The sequence below is a fragment of the Mycobacterium sp. GA-1841 genome (assembly GCF_001954135.1).
Taxonomy (GTDB): Bacteria; Actinomycetota; Actinomycetes; order Mycobacteriales; family Mycobacteriaceae; genus Mycobacterium.
In genome coordinates, this window is record NZ_MBEQ01000024.1 from 98,594 (window position 1) to 117,525 (window position 18,932).

An 18,932-nucleotide genomic window follows, 5' to 3' on the forward strand; every position below is an offset into this window, starting at 1 on the left:
AGGCGGGTTCGGCCCGACGGCCCAGGCTTCAGAAATCGCCGGAGTGTCGACGCAACGTCTCGATGGAGGCCACCAGCGCCTGCGACTGTTCTTCGGACATCCCGACGTCGGCGAACACCTGCTCATTGAGGGTGACGGTGGCGTCCTCCACGGTCGAGCGGCCGAGGTCGGTGATGCGCACCAACGTAGTGCGGCCGTCGGTGGGATGGGGGATCCGCTCCACCAGACCGTTGGCCTCCAGCCGCCGGATCGCGTGCGTGACGCTGGTGACGTGCACCTGCAGCCGATCGGACGCCTTGGTGATCGGCAGCGCGCCAGACCGGCTGAAGGCCAGCAAGCGCAGGAGCTCGAACCGGGAGAAGCTCAGATCGTAGGGCCGCAATGCGGTCTCCACCCGGGCCAGCAGGATCTGGTGGGCCCGCATCACCGAGGTCACCGCGACCATGCCGCCGGCCACCTCGCCCCACCCGGCGGCCTCCCAGTTCGCACGGGCCTGCGCGATGGGGTCACGCTTGTCCGGTGGTGAGGTCACGCCTCTTCTTACCGCATCACCGCGCGGGCTCCGCGCATTCCGCGTGTTACGCCGCGATCGGTCCGCTCAGCGGGCGGCCGTCACCGCGTCGAGCACCGCGCGGGTCGACTGCCGTGACCCGACGGTGATCCGCACGCCGCCGTCGGGGTAATGGCGTAGTTGAAGCCCGCTGCCCTCGAACACCGTCGACCACGGTGTGGCCCGGCCGGGCAGGAACACGAAGTTGGCCCGCGCATCGGTGTTGTACACCCCTGCCGCACGCAGCCGCATCTGGAGATGACGCCGCTCCGCCGTGATCATCCGGATCCGTTGGCGCAGCTGTTCTTCCGCAGCGTACGAGGCTGCGACGGCGACCTGGGCGTTGAGTCCGACGCCGAACGGCAGCTGCATCCGCCACAACAGCCGGCCGAGATCGGCAGCGCAGAAGCCGTAGCCGATCCGCAGGCCGGCCAGCCCGTAGGCCTTCGAAAACGTCCGCACCACCACGACATTGCCGAACCGGCCGACCAGGTTGGGGCCGTCGAGGCGGTCGGCGGCAGACAGGAATTCCACATACGCCTCGTCCAGCACGACGACGGTGTCGGCGGGCAGCCGCGTCAGGAAGCGCTCGATGGCGCCGGCCGGGTCGATGGTGCCGGTCGGGTTGTGCGGGCGGCAGACCACCACGACGCGGGCCTGTCGCGCGGCCTCGGCCATCGCGTCCAGATCGTGCCGGCCGTGCGGATCGAGCGGCACGGTCACCGTCTGTAAGCGCGCCATCTGGGCGAAGATCGGATATCCGTCGAAGGTCGGTGCCGACATCACCATCGTGTCACCGGGACTGGTCACCGCATGCAGCACCTGCATGATGACGCCCGTCGCGCCGGCGCCCACGATCACCTGTTCTTCGGATATCCCGTCGTGCTCGGCGATCAACGAGCGCAACCGCTGCGGCAGGAACTCCGGATACCGGTTGGCCGCCCCGTCGCAGGCGTGTAGCGCCGAGCGCACCGCGGGCAGCGGTGGGAAGGGGCATTCGTTGAGCGACAACGCCAATGGGTTGACCGCCTGCGGCAGTGCGCCCACCGCGTCGAGGAGCGCGGTGCGCGGCGCCGCCATCAGGCGGTCCTCACGCCGGCCCCGACGGCGGTCCGGCCGCCCCACCGCACCGCCGCGGCGCCGGCGAAATCACCGGCGTGGGCGAACGCCGCCATCAGTACGGTGTCGCCGGCGCTCACCCGGCCCTCGGTCACCGCCCGATCCAGATTGACGGGAATACCTGCGGCGAAAAGGTTTCCACACTCGTCGAACGTATCGACGTGTCTGCGCTCGGGTAGTTCCAACGCCTCGCGCCAGTTCCGCAGGAAGACGCGGTTGGGCTGGTTGGTGACCAGCAGGTCGACGTCTCGGGGGGCTATCCCGAGCCGGTCGCAGACCGCGTAGGACACCTCGGGAACCTGCCGGTTACCCCGTGCCAGCACCTTGGTGATCTTGCTCTCGGTGAAGCCGATGCAGCCCTCCCCGGGACCCGGTTGCCACCACTTGCGCGGCGGGTCGACGGCGATGGTCATCTCACCCGCGTACTCGCCGTAGGTACGGCATTCCACGTCGAGGATGGGCGAGAGATCAGAGCGAGTCACCAGGCCCACCGCCGCACCGTCCCCGGGCACCGCGGCCTGAGCTCTGCGCCGGATCGTGGGCTGGTCGAAGATCTGTCCCGCCGCATTCTGCGCGATCGCGATCACCGCGGTGTGCCCCTCACCCGAACACAACAGCGTGCGAGCGACTTTCAGCGCGAGGACGAAGGCCGCACAGCCGCCGTTGTGCAGGTCGATCACCCAGTTCGGCTTCATCCCGAGCCGGTGCGCGATACCGCCGCCGCTCCCGTAGAACGGGGTATCGGGCAACTGCGTGTGGGTGATCAGCACGTCGGCTCCCGCGACGACGTCGGCGCCGTGCCGTTCGATCACCCCGGTGGCCGCCCGTTGGACCATGTCGATCGCGGTTTCGTCGGGTCCGACGTGATGGCGGAACCGCGGCGCCCGGAACATCATGTTCTCGGCCAGCTCATCGGTTTCGGCGAATCCGCCGTAGTAGCCGGCGCCGATCGGTTCACCGGGCAGGTAGGTGGAGACGTCGACGAGGCTGACGGGGGTGTTCGTGTCGGACATGGGGGCGCCTCATCGCATCCAGGCCGGGGTGATCGGCAAGCCATGGCGGTACCGGTACTCGGCGATCGCCTTGAGGTTGCGCAACTCCAGCAGGTGACCGGGACCGAACATGTCCCAGAAGTCGCCGACCCAGACCGGTCGTCCTGGCGGCGCGGTCTCGGGGTAGGGGTTCTCGTCATAGAACGGATGGTGGCAATTGGTCCACAGCACAACCGATCCCGGCTTGTCGAAGACCACCTGGGCGTCGACGATACGCATCAGATAGACCATCCACAGGTGCCTACCCTGATCCCAGGCACAGTGGTAGTCGACGGTCAGCGCGTCGCGGTGGGCCACGGTGCGGGTGTAGATCTCACTACCCGGACCGTCCGGCCCGGCGCCGAGCCGGTCGTGGGCGAGCCACAACTCGGGCTGCTCCGTCTGGGTGAATCCCCGCAAGCTGTAGGTCCACTCCTCCAGGCAGCGGGTGTCGGACAGGTAGTCGAACAACTCATCGGGTGGACATTCGATGTAGTCGTTGACCGTGCAGTATTGACCGAACACCTGGTCGTGCGGATAGACCGACCGCATCATCTCCATGATGACCGGGGTGGCCTTGTCCTTGGGTGAGGTCTCGATCCGGATGAGCCCGGCCAATGGTTCGGTGATGTCGTCAAGTGCGGGCAGGGACATGATTTTCGGCCTCCTGGGCGGTCAGAAACGGTGCGAATGGTGGAATTTCGTCGGCCGAGCATTCGATGCCGAGCACCGAGGGACCGTCGGCGTACAGCGCCGCCTGCACCGCGTTCGGCAAGTCGTGGATCTCGGTGACGTCGGCGGCGGGCAGTCCGGGGAACATCGCGGCCAGCCCGGCGCCCAGCCGGCTCGGCCCGAACCGGTTGTAGCAGTGGCGGTTGCCGTAGAACAGCTGTTCACGGGTGACGCACATGGCGTGCGCGTGGTTGTCGAACAGCACGAAGGTGATGGGCAGCCGGTACTGGATAGCGGTGTGGATCTCCATGCCGTGCATGAAGAATGCGCCGTCGCCGGCGATCACCACGGTGCGTCTGCGGCCACCGGTCCCCCGGTGAAACGTCATCCCGATGCCGGCTCCGAAGCTGTAGCCCATCCCGCCCATACCGAGTGCCACGATGAAGCGGCCATCGCGCCGCACCGGTAGATGGTGGATCGCCGAGGCTCCGATGTTGCCCGCATCGACCACGATGTCGGTGCCGTCCGGTAGCGCCGCGTCGAGCACGGTCATCGCATCGCGGTACCGGATACCCGGTCCGTGATGGTCCGGCGGTCGCAACCCACCGGGCGCCACGGTCTTTGGTTTCCGCTGCCCAGCGCCGCCCAACGCCCGCGTCAGGTGGGCCAGCGACACTCGTAGATCGTCGGAGTAGACGTGGCCACACGACAGGTAGGGCTCCTGCGCACCGATCGAGTAGGTCGGCACCGTGGACCACACCTCGTCGAGTCCGGCCCGCGCGGTCACCGGCATCCGGGAACCGACCAGCAGGCACAGCGCACTGCGGGCCGCGGTGGCGATTACCCCGGGATGGCCCATCACCCCGGCCACGCCCACTCCGAAGGACGAACCGAGTTCCGGAATGCCCGCGACGTCCTTGGCATCGGGTGTGGTGGCCACGGCTGCCCGCAGTACGGCCCGCAGTGATTCCAGTGCGGTGCGGGCGTCGTCCCGGGCCACCTGTTCACCGGCGATGATCGTGATCGGTCCGTCGACGTCGCGCAGTGCCCGCTCGAGTGTCCCGAGATCGGAATCGCACTGTGCCGACGGGGTTCGGTTGTTCCGACCGTCGATCGACCCGTCCAGCGGTGATTGCTGAATGTCTTTGGGCAGCAACAACACCGCTGGGCCTCCGGCACGTGCGGCGGCGAGCGCATCCGGTAAGGCGGTGCGGATGTCGTCGGGATCTACCACCCGGCGGCAGTACACCGACACCGCGGAGAACAAGGACTGCGCGTCGAGGCTTCCGTTGTCCCCGCTGGTGTCCTGGAACGCGCCGCGGCCGTCGAGTACCGTCGGCGCCTGGCCGATCAACGCCAGTACCGGCACCCGGCCGGCCAGTGACTCCCCCAGCCCCGGCACGGTGTTCAGGCAACCGCCGCCCGAGGTCGCCGCCACCACACCGATTCCGGCACCGCTGCGGCTGTAGCCGTCGGCCATTGCCGCAGCGGAGAATTCGTGCTTGGCCAGCACCGCGGTGATGCCGTCACAGGAGTATGCCGCGTCGAAGAGGTCTTCGATGTTGGCGCCGTCGACCCCGAAGACATGCGTGATACCCGTCGCCGCCAGGTAGTCGACGATGTGGTCGACCACCCTGTGCTGATCGGCCATTGGTCACCTGCTTCCGCTTTCTGCCGTGTGACACGACCGGCAACCGGAATAGGTTCAACCATCGCCGAAACCGAGGGAAACGGTTTTCAGAGTTTCTTTTCCAGCAGCACCGTGCCGTCGGGAGAGGTAACCAGTTGCACCGCAGCGATATCCGCCATCGGCATCTGGGTGTTGCCGCTGGGCAGGGCGGTGGCCCCGGACAATCCCAGCCAGGTCGCCACTTCATGGCGGCTGCCGTCGCGGCCGATCACCACCATGCCTAAATTCTGCGGGGGCGCATCTTGTTTGCCCCAGTTGCCGTAACTGCACGACATGTCGATGCGGGTGCCCCAGGAGTACCCCGTCATGGCGATGCTCGCGTTGATCGGCGTATCCGACATCTTGGACATCGTCATCATCTGCGCGTTCTGCTGCTGCTCGCCACCACTGCTCAGCCCGAACACCTCGGGTCGAAGACCGATCACGACGCCGACGGCCAGCAGGGCGGCAGCCAGACCGACGGCCGCCGTGGTCACCCAGCGCGACCGGCGTCGCCGCCAACTGACCTTGGCCAGCACGGAGTCCAGCACCTCGGGACGCAACGGCGGATCCGGTTCACCGGCTTCGAGCGCGCGCACGTCGTCGAGGTCGAGCATCGCCAGCAGCGCCGGCATACCGCTCAATTCCGCCACTGCGGAACGGCATTGCGCGCATCCCTGCAGATGCTCCTCGTACTCGCGGCGTTCGCCGCCCTCCAGCGATCCCAGCACGTAGGCCGCATCCCAGGTCCGGTACCGATCGGTTTCCACCGGATCAGGAATGTGGGGCACACCGAACTGCGTCATCGTGTCACCCCCATCTCTTGCAGGTTGAGTCGTAGTGCGCGTACCGCGTAGTGCAGCCGGGATTTCACGGTGCCCTCGGGTATGTGCAGATCCGCGGCGATCTGGCCGGTCGTCCAGCCCTGGTAGTAGGCGCGGCGCACGACCGCCCGGTGCTCGTCGGACAGTTGGCTCAGGGCTGTGGTCAACAGGATTCGGTCCAACGCGGTATCCACCTGGTCGGGGGCGCCGGCGGCGCCGGAATGTTCGGCCACCTGTTCGGGGTCGGATACCCCGGTTTCGTTGCGAAACCGGGCGCTCCGGCGTTCGTCGATGATCATGTTGCGGGCGACGGTGAACAGCCAGGCCCGCGCCGACCGGGCCTCGTCCGAGGTGACCTCAGGGTGCCGCCAGGCCCGCAGCAGCGTTTCCTGCACCACGTCCTCGGCCCGGGCCCGGTCACCCGTGAGCCGCAGGGCGTAGCGCCACAGCGCCCCGGCATGTTCTTCGTAGAGCACCCGCATCATGGCGGCCTCCGGATCGTCCATTCCCAACCTCCGTCTGTGATACGACGTTGGCGGTGATCCGGTTCAATTAGAACCTTTGCCAGGAGGTGGGCGCCAGAGCAGACGCGCGAATTGCCGGCAAACGCTACTTGGTGAGGATGCGCGGGCCGTCTTCGGTCACGGCGACCGTGTGCTCCCAGTGCGCGGCACGGGTGCCGTCGGCAGTGACGACGGTCCACTCGTCGTCGAGGATCACGGTCTCGCGGGTGCCCAGGGTGAGCATCGGTTCGATCGCCAGCACCGAGCCCGGGGCCAGGTACGGGCCCCGCCCGGGTGCGCCTTCATTGGGCAGAAACGGATCCATGTGCATCTGCCGGCCGATACCGTGGCCGCCGTAGCCCTCGACGATGCCGTACTTGCGGTCGTGGCGCGCCTCGGCCGCGTGGGTCTCGACCTCGATGGCGTGCGAGACGTCGGTGAGCCGGTTTCCGGGCAGCATCGCGGCGATACCGGCTTCCATCGCCGCCTTCGTGGCGGCCGAGAGGGCTTCGTCGGCCGGGATGAGCGCGCCGACACCGAATGTCACGGCCGAGTCCCCGTGCCAGCCGTCGACGATCGCACCGCAGTCGATGGACACCAGGTCACCGGCAGCCAAGATCTCGTCTGATGACGGAATGCCATGCACCACACGGTCATTGACGGAGGCACAGATGCTGGCCGGGAACCCGTGATAACCGAGGAACGATGGGGTGCCGCGACCGTCGCGGATGACGGCTTCGGCGATCTGATCCAGTTCGAGCGTCGACACCCCGGGTTTGGCGGCCGCCTGCACGGCGCGCAGCGCCGAGGCGACCAGCGCCCCGGCCACCGCCATCGCGTCGAGCTCTCCGGCGCTGCGCTGAGCGACAACCTTGCGCTTGCGTAACCCCGGCAACCCGATCACTTGCCCAGTGCGTGCAATGCGCGGGCGAACACCTCATCGAGGCCGCCCACTGCATCCACGGTCTTCAGGTCGTCGCGGTAGTACTCCAGCAGCGGCTCGGTCTCCTCGCGGTAGACCTTCATCCGGTTGCGGATCACCTCGTCGGTGTCGTCGGCGCGGCCACGCCCCTTCAGGCGGGTCAGCAACTCATCTTCGGACACCTGGAACTCCACCACCGCGTCCAGCTTGGTGTTGCGGGCGGCCAGCATTTCCTTGAGTGCGCCGGCCTGCGCCACCGAGCGCGGGTAGCCGTCGAGGATGAACCCGTCCGCCGCGTCCTCCTGGTCGATCCGATCCTCGACGAGGCGGTTGGTCAGCTCCGCGGGCACGAGATCGCCGGCATCGAGGTAGCGCTTGGCCTCCAGGCCCAGCGGGGTGCCGTCGCCGATGTTCTTCCGGAACAGGTCCCCGGTGGAGATCTGCGGGATGCCGAGCTTCTCGGACAGCTTCTCTGCCTGCGTGCCTTTGCCCGCACCGGGCGGTCCGAGTAGAACGACTCTCACTTCAGGAACCCTTCGTAGTTACGTTGCATGAGCTGGCTCTCGATTTGTTTGACGGTATCCAAGCCGACACCGATCATGATCAGAACCGCCACACCGCCAAATGGCAGATTCTGTAGCGTCGCCCCGCTGCCCATCTGCAGGAAGACGTTCGGCAGGACCGCGATCACGCCGAGGTAGATCGAACCCGGCAGGGTGATCCGGCTCAACACGAACCGCAGGTAGTCGGCGGTCGGCTTTCCGGGGCGGATGCCCGGGATGAACCCGCCGAACTTCTTCATCTCGTCGGCACGCTCGTCGGGGTTGAAGGTGATCGACACATAGAAGTACGTGAAGAAGATGATCAGGCCGAAGTAGACGGCGATGTAGACCCCGTCGGCCGGGTTGGTCAGGTGGTCGGCCACGAACGTGTCCCACCAGCCGGTGCCCGGGTTGGAGCTGCCGCTGCGGATCAGCTGGGTGACCAGCATCGGGATGTAGATCAGCGACGACGCGAAGATCACCGGGATGACGCCGGCCTGGTTGACCTTCAGCGGCAGATAGGTCGACGTGCCGCCGTACATCTTGCGGCCCACCATGCGCTTGGCGTACTGCACCGGGATACGGCGCTGGCCCTGCTCGACGAACGTGACGCCGGCGAGGATCAGCAGTGCGGCACCGCAGACCAGGGCGAACACCAGCCCGCCACGGGAGTCGAGGATCATCTGGCCCTCGGCCGGGATGCGTGCGGCGATACCGGCGAAGATCAGCAGCGACATGCCGTTGCCGATGCCGCGCTCGGTGACCAGCTCACCCATCCACATCACCAGCGCCGCGCCCGCGGTCATCACCAGCACGATGACGATGAGACCGAAGATCGAGCTGTCCTGGATGACGTCGAGGCTGCAGCCCTGCATCAGTCCGCCGTTGGCTGCCAGCGCCACGATGCTGGTGCCCTGCAGGACCGCCAGCGCGATGGCGAGGTAACGGGTGTACTGCGTCATCTTGGCCTGGCCGGCCTGTCCCTCTTTACGCAGCTGTTCGAAGCGTGGGATGACCACCGTCAGCAGCTGCACGATGATGCTGGCGGTGATGTAGGGCATGACGCCCACCGCGAACACGCTCAACTGCAGCAGGGCGCCACCGGAGAACAGGTTGATCAGGGAGTAGACCTGCGCCGAATCGCCACCGCTGACCTGCTCGATGCATTTCTGGACGTTCGGGTAGTTGACCCCGGGGGACGGGAGGGTGGCCCCGACCCGGTAGAGGATCACCATTGCGAGCGTGAACAGAATCTTGCGCCTGAGATCGGCCGTTCGCAGCGACGAGATGAAAGCCGAAAGCACTCTTCCTCCTGCGCAGCCGACCTCTCAGCGCGGCGTGCCAAATGGGGCTGGTTGGTGCCAGCGTCTTGGTCAAAGTCATGTACGGCCGCCCTGCAGGCGCGCAGCCTGCGGACTCAGCCGCCAAATCAGTCTACGAGAGTAACAGTCGCATCGGGGTGGACCCTGCATGCACCCGCATCGATCAGCCGGATCTGGGACTAAGGCTCTCTTCAGATTCGCGGCGTACAGTCGGCGCCAGCTGATTAAGCCAGCTAACTAACACCTCATCTGCACTGCGCGTTCGACTGAACTAAGGGGAATCATGGCCCGTACGGCTGACGACACATGGGATCTGGCCTCCAGCGTGGGCGCCACGGCGACGATGGTCGCGGCGGCCCGCGCGATGGCCACCAACGCCGATGATCCGGTGATCGACGACCCGTTCGCCGCTCCCCTGGTCCGCGCCGTCGGCATGGAGTTCTTCACCAAGCTCGTCGACGAGAACTTCACCACCGAGGGCCTCGACGAGGAGGCGGCGACCGGTCTGATCCGGTTCGCCAACGGCATGGCTGCGCGCACGCGCTTCTTCGACGACTTCTTCCTGACCGCAAGTCGCTCCGGCATCCGGCAGGCGGTCATCCTGGCGGCCGGCCTGGACTCGCGGGCATATCGGCTGCCCTGGCCGGACGGCACCGTCGTCTATGAGATCGATCAGCCTGAGGTGACCCGGTTCAAAACCGAGACGATGGCCGCTCTCGGCGCCGTTCCGACGACCGACCGCCGCACCGTCGCCGTCGATCTGCGATTCGACTGGCCGACCGCGCTGGCCGAGGCCGGCTTCGACGCGTCGGTGCCGACCGCCTGGATCGCCGAGGGGTTGCTGGGTTACCTGCCTGCCGACGCCCAGGATCGGCTGCTCGACCAGATCACCGCGCTCAGTGCACCCGGCAGCCGCCTCGGCGTCGAGGGGGTGCCCGCCACCGAGACCAACGACGAAGAGACGATCCGGGCCCGCATGCAGGAGTTCACCGACCGCTGGCGCTCCCACGGCCTCGACATCGACCTCAACGAGCTGATCTTTCTGGGCGACCGCGCTGACGTACTGACCTACCTGCAAGGGCATGCCTGGAAAGCCACCGGCATCTCCTCGAACGATCTGCTGGTCCGCACCGGCCTGCCGCCCGTCAAAGATGAGGCCCACGCCGCGTCGGTGCTCTACATCAGCGCCGAGAAGTAGGGGTAATCCGAACAATGGCACGGTCTGATGCCGACACCTGGGATCTGGCCTCCAGCGTGGGCGCGACGGCGACGATGGTCGCCGCGGCCCGCGCCATCGCCAGTGCCGAACCGGATCCGCTGATCCGCGACCCCTACGCCGCGGCACTGGTACGCGCGGTGGGAGTCGAGTTCTTCACCAAGCTGGTCGACGGTGAGATCGAACTCGACGGCGAGCTGGCCGAGGGCGCGCACCTGATGATCGGGGTGATGGCGGTCCGGACCAGGTTCTTCGACGACTTCTTCATCTCGTCGGGTGAGGCCGGTATCCGGCAGGCGGTGATTCTGGCCTCCGGACTGGACGCGCGCGCGTACCGGCTGCCCTGGCCCGAGGGCACCGTCGTCTACGAGATCGACCAACCCGAGGTCATCGGCGCGAAGACGGCCACCATGGCCCAGATCGGGGCGGCCCCCACCGCCGAACGCCGCACCGTCGCCGTCGATCTCCGTGACGACTGGCCGGCGGCGCTGCGTGCCGCCGGGTTCGACCCGACAGTGCCCAGCGCATGGAGCGCCGAAGGTCTGCTGGCCTATCTGCCGCCGGACGCCCAAGACCGGCTGTTCGACAACATCACCGGTCTCAGCGCACCGGGCAGCAGGTTGGCCACGGAGTTCCATCCGGATATCTCGGCTGCGCTACGTGACCGGGGGCGGGTGATGACCGACCAGTGGCGTGATCACGGTCTGGACCTCGATCTGGCCAACCTCTGGTACGACGGGGAACGCAATTCGGTGGTCGAGTACCTCACCGCCGGCGGATGGTCGGTGACGGCGCGGCCCCGCCCCGAGGTGTTCGCCGAATACGGACGCACCTTCCCCACCGGGGACGCCGTTGCGCAACAGCGCAATTCATTAGCGGTCACCGCTATTCGAGATTAGGAGCAAGCATGGCACGCACCGAGGGTGACACCTGGGATCTGGCCACCAGCGTCGGCGCCACCGCGACCGGTGTCGCGGCCTCCCGGGCACTGGCCACCAAGCAGTCCGATCCGCTCATCAACGACCCGTATGCCGACGCGTTGGTGCGGGCGGTCGGCCTCGAACACAGCATCCGGCTCGCCGACGGTGAGGTGTGCGTCGAGGGCGATCTGATGTTGGACCGGCAGCGGATGTGTGAGCAGATCGCTGTGCGCACCCGGTTCTTCGACGATTTCTTCACCGCTGCAACAGCATCCGGCATTCGGCAGGCGGTGATTCTGGCCTCCGGTCTGGACACCCGCGCCTACCGGTTGGCCTGGCCCACCGACAGTGCGGTGTTCGAGGTGGACCAACCGGCGGTGCTGGACTTCAAGACGCGCACCCTGGCCGGCCTGGGGGCCGAGCCGGGCGCCACCCACCACAGCGTGCCGATCGATCTGCGGGAGGACTGGCCGCAGGAATTGCGCGCCAAGGGATTCGACCCGTCGATCCCGACCGCCTGGATCGCCGAGGGGTTGCTGATCTACCTGCCGGCCGAGGCACAGGATCGGCTCTTCGACAACATCACCGCGCTCAGCGCACCGGGCAGTCGGCTGGCCACCGAGCACATGGACGCCGAGATGCTCACCGGGGACTGGACCCAACGGGTCAGCGAGTGGTCGAAGAAAACCGGGTCCGATGTGGATCTGATGGATCTGTTCTACTCGGGCGAGCGGGCCACTGCTCGTGACTATCTCACCCAGTCGGGCTGGGAGGTCACGGTGCAGACGACGCGAGCCGCCTACGAGTCACATGGGTTCGAATTCCCCGATGAACTGGCCGACATGGGCGGTGATTCGGGTTATCTTTCAGCAGTCCTGAAACCGGCGAACTAAACGACCAGGAGGCCCGCGATGGCACGCAGTGACGGGGACAGCTGGGATCTCGCCTCCAGCGTCGGAGCAACCGCGACGCTGGTGGCGACCGGCCGGGCGATCGCCAGCCGCGACGACCACGGGCTGATCGACGATCCGTTTGCCGCGCCACTGGTGCGCGCGGTGGGTATCGAGGCGTTCACCAAGATGGTCGACGGTGAACTGGATTTCGACACGTTGGCCCAGATGTCGCCGGAGGCGGCCGAACGAGCCCGCGCCAACATCGACGAAATGGCCGTGCGTACCCGGTTTTTCGACGACTTCTTCCTGACTTCGGGCGAGACCGGCATCCGGCAGGCCGTGATCCTGGCATCCGGCCTGGACTCACGCGCGTACCGCCTGCCGTGGCCGGCGGAAACCGTGGTCTACGAAATTGACCAGCCGGAGGTGATCGAGTTCAAGACCCGCACGCTGGCGGATCTGGGCGCCGAGCCGACCGCGCACCGCCGCACCGTGCCGATCGACCTGCGTGACGACTGGCCGGCCGCATTGCGGGCGGCGGGTTTCGATCCGGGCGCACCGACCGCGTGGTGCGCCGAGGGACTGCTGATCTATCTGCCGCCCGAGGCGCAGGACCGGCTCTTCGACAACATCGACGCACTCAGCGCCCCCGGCAGTGCGGTGGCAACCGAATTCGTGCCGGGAATCAAGGATTTCGATCCCGACAAGGCGCGGGCCGCCACCGCCACGTTCAGCCAGATCGGGCTGAACATGGACATGCCCTCGCTGGTCTACCATGGCGAACGGCATTCGGCCGCCGACTATCTCGGCGCCAAGGGTTGGCAGATGACCGGTGTGCCGCGCTCGGAACTGTTCACCCGCCACGGCCTTGCCGCGCCGGACCGAGACGACAACGATCCGATGGGCGAGATCGTCTACGTCAGTGGCACTCTGCCTTCAGGCTCAGGCAGCTCGGCCTGAGTTGTCGGCTTCCGCGTCGTAGTCCAGAGCCGGTGGCGCCTCCGGCGTCCCCGGGATCTCGGTGCCACTGATCGGACACCTCGCCGTCTCCGGACATTTCACCAGCGCCACACCGCCGATCACGCACGCCACCATCATGTAATACGCGGGCACCAGGTTGTCGCCGGTCAGATTGACCAGCCAGTCGTTGACTGCCGGTGCGGTACCGCCGAATATCGACGTGGACACGTTGTAGGCGATCGCGAAACCGGCGTATCGGACCTGGGTCGGGAACATGGCCGGGAAGGTGGCCGAGATGGTGGCCAGCTGCGGGACATACAGCAGCCCCAGCACCGCGTAGCCGATCACCGCGCCCAATGGGCTGGCGCCCATCAGCAGGAACATCGGCACACCCGCAATGAAGAGACCGATCAGCGAGAACCACCACATCGGTTTGCGCCCAACCCGATCCGAGATACGCCCGGCGAACGGCACGAACACCATCATCGCCAACATCCCGATGATCGGCACCACCAACGACATGTCGGTGGACAGGCCGATGGTGCTCTTCAGATACGTGGGCATGTAGGTCAGCAGGGTGTAGTTCACCACGTTGAGCGCCACCACCAGGCCGCCCAACCTCAGCACCGGACCCCAGTACTGCAGCAGGAGTTCCTTGAGTTCGGTGGACGGCTGCGATTCCTCCTCCCCCGACTCGGCGAGTTCCTGGAACACCGGTGTCTCGGACAACCGGGTGCGGAGGTAGACACCGATGAGCCCCAACGGAGCTGCCACCAGGAACGGCAAACGCCAACCCCACGAACCCATCTGGTCCTCGGTGAGGATCAGCGAGAAGCCCAACATCATCAGCGCGCCAAGGGAGAACCCGGCCAGCGTGCCGAATTCCAGGAAGCTGCCGAGGAATCCGCGCCGACGCGATGGCGCGTATTCGGCCATGAAGGTCGCGGCGCCGCCGTACTCGCCGCCGGTGGAGAAGCCCTGAACCATCCGCAGCAGCACCATCAGCACCGGGGCCCAGATCCCGATCGACGCATACGTCGGCACCAGCCCCACACACAGCGTGGAGCCGGCCATCAACAGAATCGTGATGGCCAGCACCTGTTTACGGCCGATCCGGTCTCCCAGCGGCCCCCAGACGAACCCGCCGAGAGGCCGGACCAGGAAGGACACCGCGAACGTCATCAGAGCCAGCAGTGTCGCGTGCTCGGAGCTGCCGGGGAAGATGGCCGCCGATATGTAGGTCACGCCGTAGGCATAGATGCCGTAGTCGAACCATTCGGTGGCGTTACCGATCGCCGAGGCGGCGACGGCACGCCGTTGAACTTCGGGGGGAGTGTCCTCCACAGCGGACTGATCGGTTGTTTCCGATGGACCCGATGAGTCGTTCGTCTCGTTCGTGCCGTCCGAGTGCGCGGTGCCCACGGGACCTCCTCGTGCCTGACGACACTGCTCCCGTCACATACCTCGACGTCGGCTGATGAAGATCAACACCGCAGGGCCAGACCGTAGTTTGATTGGCTACCTTCTGCTCCGCCGCTGACGTTACCGCGCCACACGTCCTGATGCGAATCTCCCCCGTGCTCGGCGGGTCCGGGTCAGAATCGGTGTTCGCCCAACCAGAGGGCATTGACACCGGTAATGCTGCGTTCGGCCTGATCGAGGATGCCCCGCACCGAGTGTCCGACCAACACACCCATGGCCTGCGGCAACGATGCCGCCGCAGGCTGGGACGACGGTTTGGGCCGCAGCATGTCCAACCAGGACGAGCCGGGATAGCCAAGAACCCGCACCTTGGTGTCCGGGTCCAGCCCGGCCAACACCTTGGCCCGGGTGATCGCGGTACGCAGACCACCGAGTTCGTCGACGAGGCCGCGTTCTTTGGCGTCCGACCCCGTCCACACCCGGCCGCGGGCCACCTCCTCGACCTGCTCGACGCTGAGGTTGCGCCCGTGTGCCACCCGCTCGATGAAATCGGTGTACATCACGCCGGTCTCGGCTTCGATGTTGGCATGCTGCTCGTCGGTGAACGGCGCATCCGAGGACCAGGCGTCGGCATTGGCGTTGGTACGCAACGAATCTGTGCCGACCCCGAGTTTGTCCTTGAGCTCACGCGACACCAGTTTCCCGGTGATCACACCGATGGATCCGGTGAGGGTGCCGGCATTGGCCACGATCTCGTCGGCCGCCATCGACACGTAATAGCCGCCCGAAGCCGCGACCGCGCCCATCGATGCAACCACGGGCTTACCCCGCTCACGGGCCCGAACCACTTCGCGCCAAATGGTTTCCGACCCGCTCACCGACCCGCCCGGGCTCTCGACCCGCAGCACGATCGCCGATACGTCGTCGTCGGCCGCGGCCTCCCGCAATGCCGCGGCGATCGTGTCCCCGCCGGCGCTCGAGTTCCCCAGCGGCAGCACCTGCGGCCCGCCCCGGCCGCTGACGATGGGGCCGTGCAAGGTCACCACCGCGACGGTGGGCCTGGCCTTGCGACCGGGAATCGGCGGCGCGGGGACCTTGGGCGCCGTCCGCGCGTATCGCGAAAGATAAAGCCGCGGAAGGGCGTCGGGGTGGCTGTCGGCGTCGGCGCCGGCCTCGGTCGGGCCCCCGGACAACTCCCCGATCCGCGCGTAGGCCTCGTCGCGGAAACCGATGCGGTCGACCAACCCGGCACTGACCGCGGCGTCACGCAACACCGGCGCGGTGTCGGCCAGCGCGTCGACCGCCTCGGGGCTCAGGTTCCGCGATTCCGCGATCGCGTGCCATACCTGGGTCTGCAGGCTCTCGATCATCCGGCCGTCGGCTTCGCGCTGCGCGTCGGTGTACCGGTCCTCGGTGAAAACGTTTGCCGCAGATTTGTATTCGCCGCGGGCGACGAACTGCGCCTCGATGCCCACCTTGTCCAGCGCGTCGCGCAAGAACATCGCGTTGGTGGCGAAACCGATCAGACCGACGGTCCCCGACGGCTGCATCCACACTTCACGGAAGGCCGAGGCCAGATAGTAGGACAACGTGCCCGGATAGGTTTCGGCCCAGGCCACCGTGGGCTTGATGGCGCTGAACGCCGTGATGGCCTCGCGCAGTTCCTGAACCGGACCGGGCGCGGCGGCCGGAAGCTGCACCCGCGCGATCAACCCGGCGACCCGGTCGTCCTCGGCGGCGCGGTGGATCGCGGCCACAGCGTGACGCAACGTCATCGGGCGGCCCCCGCCGGCGATCATCGCGAGGGGGTCGAAGCCGACCGTCTCCGGCGGTATCGACAGGAGATCCAGCTCGAGCACGCAGCCGCTGGGCACGCCGTTGTGGCGGGCGGTGTCGACGCGACGCACCAACGCCTTGAGGTCGTCCTGGCCGGGAAGTCCTGGGAGGAAGGCGAACATGGTTCCGAGCCTACCGGTCACCTGAGAGTGCCGAGCAGACGCAAAACTGCCCCAAAACCGAAGTTTTGGGGCAGCTTTGCGTCTGCTCGCGCAGAGAAAATTACAGCACGGCGGCGAGCCGCCAATTACAGCTCGGTGGCCGAACCGCCGGCAGCGGTGATCGCCTCGCGGGCACTTCCACTGAACTTGTTGGCGGTCACGTCGACCTTGACGGCCAGCTTGCCGTCGCCGAGAACCTTCACCAGGGTGTTCTTGCGAACCAGGCCCTTGGCGACCAGCTCGTCGACACCGACGGTGCCACCCTCCGGGAATGCCTTGTTGATGTCGCCGACGTTGACGACCTCATACTCGGTCCGGAAGCGGTTCTTGAAGCCCTTGAGCTTCGGCAGCCGCATGTGGATCGGCATCTGGCCACCCTCGAACATCACCGGGACGTTCTTGCGGGCCTTGGTGCCCTTGGTACCACGACCTGCAGTCTTACCCTTGGAGCCCTCACCACGACCGACGCGGGTCTTGGCGGTCTTCTCCCCGGGAGCGGGCTTCAGGTCGTGAAGCTTGATAACAGACATCAGGACTTCACCTCCTCCACCTCGACGAGGTGGTGCACAACGTTGATCAGACCACGGGTCTGATCGTTGTCCTCACGCACCACGGACTGACGGATCTTCTTCAGACCCAGCGTCCGCAGGCTTTCGCGCTGCTTCCAGCGTGCGCCGATGGTTCCGCGCACCTGGGTGATCTTGAGTTCTGCCATGGCTATGCCGATCCCTCACGCGCTGCTGCGGCAGCCAGCGCTTCGCTCTCACGCCGGGCCTTGAGCATGCCGGCCGGCGCCACGTCCTCCAGCGGCAGACCGCGACGGGCCGCCACCTCTTCGGGCCGCTGGATCATCTTCAGCGCGGCAACGGTGGCATGCACCACGTTGATCGCGTTGTCGCTGCCCAGCGACTTGGCCAGGATGTCGTGCACGCCGGCGCATTCCAGCACCGCGCGAGCCGCACCACCGGCGATCACACCGGTACCGGGGCTGGCCGGACGCAGCATCACCACACCGGCGGCCGCCTCACCCTGAACCGGGTGGACGATGGTGCCACCGATCAGCGGGACGCGGAAGAAGTTCTTGCGAGCTTCCTCGACACCCTTGGCGATGGCGGCCGGAACTTCCTTGGCCTTGCCGTAGCCGACGCCGACCATGCCCTTGCCGTCGCCGACGATGACCAGAGCGGTGAAGCTGAAGCGCCGACCACCCTTGACCACCTTGGAGACGCGGTTGATCGACACCACGCGCTCGATGTAGTTGCTCTTCTCACCGCTGTCGCGGCCACCACGGCCACCGCGGTCGTCGCGGCGGCCGCGGCCACCACGGTTGTCGGAAGCGCCTGGGCCGCCGGCACCAGTTGCCTGCTCGGCCATCATGCAGTCCTCTCGTTGACAGTCATCAGAATTTCAGCCCGCCCTCGCGCGCGGCATCCGCCAGCGCCGCGATCCGGCCGCCATAGGTGTAGCCACCACGGTCGAACACCACGGTGTCGACGCCGGCGGCCTTGGCGCGCTCGGCGATCAGCTGACCGACCCGAACGCTGTGCGCCTTCTTGTCGCCCTCGACGGCGCGAACATCGGCCTCGATCGACGAGGCAGCCGCCAGGGTGACGCCTTCCAGGTCGTCGACGAGCTGCACGTGGATGTGCCGTGCCGAACGGTTGACCACCAGACGCGGGGTCTGGGCGGTGCCGGAGACCTTCTTGCGCAACCGGGCGTGCCGACGCAGCCGGGAGTTGCGGCGGGTCTCAGAGATGTTCTGCCCCACCGGCTTCTTCTTGGTGGCAGCAGCTGCTGAGTCAGTCTTAGTTGCAGCCATGATTACTTACCTGTCTTTCCGACCTTGCGGCGGATCTGCTCACCCTCGTAACGCACACCCTTGCCCTTGTAGGGGTCGGGACGGCGCAGGCGGCGGATGACCGCGGAGATCTGACCGACCTTCTGCTTGTCGATACCTGAGACCGAGAACTTGGTGGGCGTCTCGACGGCGAAGGTGATGCCCTCGGGCGCCTCGATCACCACGGGGTGGCTGTAACCGAGCGCGAACTCCAGGTTGGAACCCTTGAGTGCGACGCGGTAGCCGACGCCGAAGATCTCCATCTTGCGGGTGTAGCCCTCAGTGACACCGGTGACCAGGTTGGCCACGAGGGTCCGGGACAGACCGTGCAGGGAGCGGCTGCGCCGCTCGTCATCGGGGCGGCTGACCACGATGGCGCCGTCCTCGTTGCGCTCGACGGTGATCGGCTCGGCAACGTCCAGCGTCAGGGTGCCCTTGGGGCCCTTGACCGAGACGTTGCGGCCGTCGATCGTCACATCGACCCCGGCGGGAACCAGGACCGGCTGCTTTCCAATACGCGACATGTTGTGCTG

21 protein-coding genes are annotated in these 18,932 nt (G+C 66.8%); 4 read left to right on the plus strand and 17 right to left on the minus strand.

Annotated features, from left to right (window positions below; all coding sequences use genetic code 11):
* Positions 1–28: 28 nt before the first annotated feature.
* The 10 genes from A5740_RS06745 to secY all read right to left on the minus strand — a co-directional run bounded on the left by A5740_RS06745 (position 29) and on the right by secY (position 9,136).
* Positions 29–532, minus strand: coding sequence for a MarR family winged helix-turn-helix transcriptional regulator (locus A5740_RS06745; protein WP_076192531.1), 504 nt, complete (start codon positions 530–532; stop codon positions 29–31).
* A 66-nt stretch (positions 533–598) separates the two neighbouring features.
* Entirely contained in the window at positions 599–1,630 is a 1,032-nt protein-coding gene (locus A5740_RS06750; RefSeq protein WP_076192877.1) for a histidinol-phosphate transaminase, read from the minus strand.
* Complete coding sequence (locus tag A5740_RS06755) at positions 1,630–2,682, minus strand: 3-oxoacyl-ACP synthase III family protein (protein WP_076192533.1); 1,053 nt, start codon at positions 2,680–2,682, stop codon at positions 1,630–1,632. The genes A5740_RS06750 and A5740_RS06755 overlap by 1 nt, the downstream gene beginning before the upstream one ends.
* Before the next feature lie 9 nt (positions 2,683–2,691).
* Positions 2,692–3,354: an SRPBCC family protein gene (locus A5740_RS06760; protein WP_076192535.1), complete on the minus strand. Its 663-nt coding sequence runs from the start codon at positions 3,352–3,354 to the stop codon at positions 2,692–2,694.
* The gene (locus A5740_RS06765; protein WP_076192537.1) at positions 3,335–5,023 is read right to left on the minus strand and encodes a thiamine pyrophosphate-binding protein; all 1,689 of its coding nucleotides are present in this window, start codon (positions 5,021–5,023) and stop codon (positions 3,335–3,337) included. The genes A5740_RS06760 and A5740_RS06765 overlap by 20 nt, the downstream gene beginning before the upstream one ends.
* 86 nt (positions 5,024–5,109) lie before the next feature.
* Positions 5,110–5,847: a zf-HC2 domain-containing protein gene (locus tag A5740_RS06770; protein ID WP_076192538.1), complete on the minus strand. Its 738-nt coding sequence runs from the start codon at positions 5,845–5,847 to the stop codon at positions 5,110–5,112.
* A complete protein-coding gene (locus tag A5740_RS06775; protein WP_076192540.1) occupies positions 5,844–6,371 on the minus strand; it encodes a sigma-70 family RNA polymerase sigma factor in 528 nt (175 codons plus the stop codon). Before A5740_RS06775 ends, A5740_RS06770 begins: the two co-directional genes overlap by 4 nt.
* 103 nt (positions 6,372–6,474) lie before the next feature.
* Positions 6,475–7,272, minus strand: a complete 798-nt coding sequence (gene map, locus A5740_RS06780) for a type I methionyl aminopeptidase (RefSeq protein ID WP_076192542.1) — start codon at positions 7,270–7,272, stop codon at positions 6,475–6,477.
* Positions 7,269–7,814, minus strand: a complete 546-nt coding sequence (locus tag A5740_RS06785; RefSeq protein ID WP_076192544.1) for an adenylate kinase — start codon at positions 7,812–7,814, stop codon at positions 7,269–7,271. Before A5740_RS06785 ends, map begins: the two co-directional genes overlap by 4 nt.
* Complete coding sequence (secY, locus tag A5740_RS06790; protein WP_076192546.1) at positions 7,811–9,136, minus strand: preprotein translocase subunit SecY; 1,326 nt, start codon at positions 9,134–9,136, stop codon at positions 7,811–7,813. The genes A5740_RS06785 and secY overlap by 4 nt, the downstream gene beginning before the upstream one ends.
* 301 nt (positions 9,137–9,437) lie before the next feature.
* On the opposite strand from secY, the gene A5740_RS06795 reads away from it, so the two are divergent.
* From A5740_RS06795 to A5740_RS06810, 4 genes are read left to right on the plus strand one after another with little or no spacing between them, the layout of a single operon-like run.
* The gene (locus tag A5740_RS06795; protein ID WP_076192548.1) at positions 9,438–10,352 is read left to right on the plus strand and encodes a class I SAM-dependent methyltransferase; all 915 of its coding nucleotides are present in this window, start codon (positions 9,438–9,440) and stop codon (positions 10,350–10,352) included.
* Positions 10,353–10,366: 14 nt separating this feature from the next.
* Positions 10,367–11,269: a class I SAM-dependent methyltransferase gene (locus A5740_RS06800; RefSeq protein ID WP_076192550.1), complete on the plus strand. Its 903-nt coding sequence runs from the start codon at positions 10,367–10,369 to the stop codon at positions 11,267–11,269.
* Positions 11,270–11,277: 8 nt separating this feature from the next.
* On the plus strand, positions 11,278–12,183 hold the full coding sequence (locus A5740_RS06805; protein ID WP_076192552.1) for a class I SAM-dependent methyltransferase: 906 nt from the start codon (positions 11,278–11,280) through the stop codon (positions 12,181–12,183).
* 18 nt (positions 12,184–12,201) lie between these two features.
* Entirely contained in the window at positions 12,202–13,143 is a 942-nt protein-coding gene (locus A5740_RS06810) for a class I SAM-dependent methyltransferase (RefSeq protein WP_076192554.1), read from the plus strand.
* Here the strand turns inward: A5740_RS06810 and A5740_RS06815 are convergent.
* From A5740_RS06815 to rplF, 7 genes are all read right to left on the minus strand, one after another.
* Entirely contained in the window at positions 13,126–14,487 is a 1,362-nt protein-coding gene (locus A5740_RS06815) for an MFS transporter (protein ID WP_254849109.1), read from the minus strand. The two genes, A5740_RS06810 and A5740_RS06815, sit on opposite strands and share 18 nt — an antisense overlap.
* 251 nt (positions 14,488–14,738) lie before the next feature.
* Complete coding sequence (sppA, locus tag A5740_RS06820) at positions 14,739–16,523, minus strand: signal peptide peptidase SppA (RefSeq protein ID WP_076192558.1); 1,785 nt, start codon at positions 16,521–16,523, stop codon at positions 14,739–14,741.
* Positions 16,524–16,648: 125 nt separating this feature from the next.
* Positions 16,649–17,092: a 50S ribosomal protein L15 gene (gene rplO / locus A5740_RS06825; protein ID WP_076192560.1), complete on the minus strand. Its 444-nt coding sequence runs from the start codon at positions 17,090–17,092 to the stop codon at positions 16,649–16,651.
* The gene (gene rpmD, locus A5740_RS06830) at positions 17,092–17,277 is read right to left on the minus strand and encodes a 50S ribosomal protein L30 (protein WP_076192562.1); all 186 of its coding nucleotides are present in this window, start codon (positions 17,275–17,277) and stop codon (positions 17,092–17,094) included. Before rpmD ends, rplO begins: the two co-directional genes overlap by 1 nt.
* A gap of 2 nt (positions 17,278–17,279) precedes the next feature.
* Positions 17,280–17,936, minus strand: coding sequence for a 30S ribosomal protein S5 (rpsE, locus tag A5740_RS06835; RefSeq protein ID WP_076192879.1), 657 nt, complete (start codon positions 17,934–17,936; stop codon positions 17,280–17,282).
* A 25-nt stretch (positions 17,937–17,961) separates the two neighbouring features.
* Entirely contained in the window at positions 17,962–18,381 is a 420-nt protein-coding gene (gene rplR / locus A5740_RS06840) for a 50S ribosomal protein L18 (protein WP_139334976.1), read from the minus strand.
* Between the two features lie 2 nt (positions 18,382–18,383).
* Positions 18,384–18,923, minus strand: a complete 540-nt coding sequence (gene rplF, locus A5740_RS06845) for a 50S ribosomal protein L6 (RefSeq protein ID WP_076192564.1) — start codon at positions 18,921–18,923, stop codon at positions 18,384–18,386.
* Between the last annotated feature and the right edge of the window lie 9 nt (positions 18,924–18,932).

Coding starts and splice junctions, on each gene's coding strand:
- A5740_RS06750 (WP_076192877.1), bottom strand. CDS start 1,630: ATGGCGGCGCCGCGCACCGCGCTCCTCGACGCGGTGGGCGCACTGCCG.
- A5740_RS06755 (WP_076192533.1), bottom strand. CDS start 2,682: ATGTCCGACACGAACACCCCCGTCAGCCTCGTCGACGTCTCCACCTAC.
- A5740_RS06760 (WP_076192535.1), bottom strand. CDS start 3,354: ATGTCCCTGCCCGCACTTGACGACATCACCGAACCATTGGCCGGGCTC.
- A5740_RS06765 (WP_076192537.1), bottom strand. CDS start 5,023: ATGGCCGATCAGCACAGGGTGGTCGACCACATCGTCGACTACCTGGCG.
- A5740_RS06770 (WP_076192538.1), bottom strand. CDS start 5,847: ATGACGCAGTTCGGTGTGCCCCACATTCCTGATCCGGTGGAAACCGAT.
- A5740_RS06775 (WP_076192540.1), bottom strand. CDS start 6,371: ATGGACGATCCGGAGGCCGCCATGATGCGGGTGCTCTACGAAGAACAT.
- A5740_RS06795 (WP_076192548.1), top strand. CDS start 9,438: ATGGCCCGTACGGCTGACGACACATGGGATCTGGCCTCCAGCGTGGGC.
- A5740_RS06800 (WP_076192550.1), top strand. CDS start 10,367: ATGGCACGGTCTGATGCCGACACCTGGGATCTGGCCTCCAGCGTGGGC.
- A5740_RS06805 (WP_076192552.1), top strand. CDS start 11,278: ATGGCACGCACCGAGGGTGACACCTGGGATCTGGCCACCAGCGTCGGC.
- A5740_RS06810 (WP_076192554.1), top strand. CDS start 12,202: ATGGCACGCAGTGACGGGGACAGCTGGGATCTCGCCTCCAGCGTCGGA.
- sppA (WP_076192558.1), bottom strand. CDS start 16,523: ATGTTCGCCTTCCTCCCAGGACTTCCCGGCCAGGACGACCTCAAGGCG.
- rplO (WP_076192560.1), bottom strand. CDS start 17,092: ATGTCTGTTATCAAGCTTCACGACCTGAAGCCCGCTCCCGGGGAGAAG.
- rpmD (WP_076192562.1), bottom strand. CDS start 17,277: ATGGCAGAACTCAAGATCACCCAGGTGCGCGGAACCATCGGCGCACGC.
- rpsE (WP_076192879.1), bottom strand. CDS start 17,936: ATGGCCGAGCAGGCAACTGGTGCCGGCGGCCCAGGCGCTTCCGACAAC.
- rplR (WP_139334976.1), bottom strand. CDS start 18,381: ATGGCTGCAACTAAGACTGACTCAGCAGCTGCTGCCACCAAGAAGAAG.
- rplF (WP_076192564.1), bottom strand. CDS start 18,923: ATGTCGCGTATTGGAAAGCAGCCGGTCCTGGTTCCCGCCGGGGTCGAT.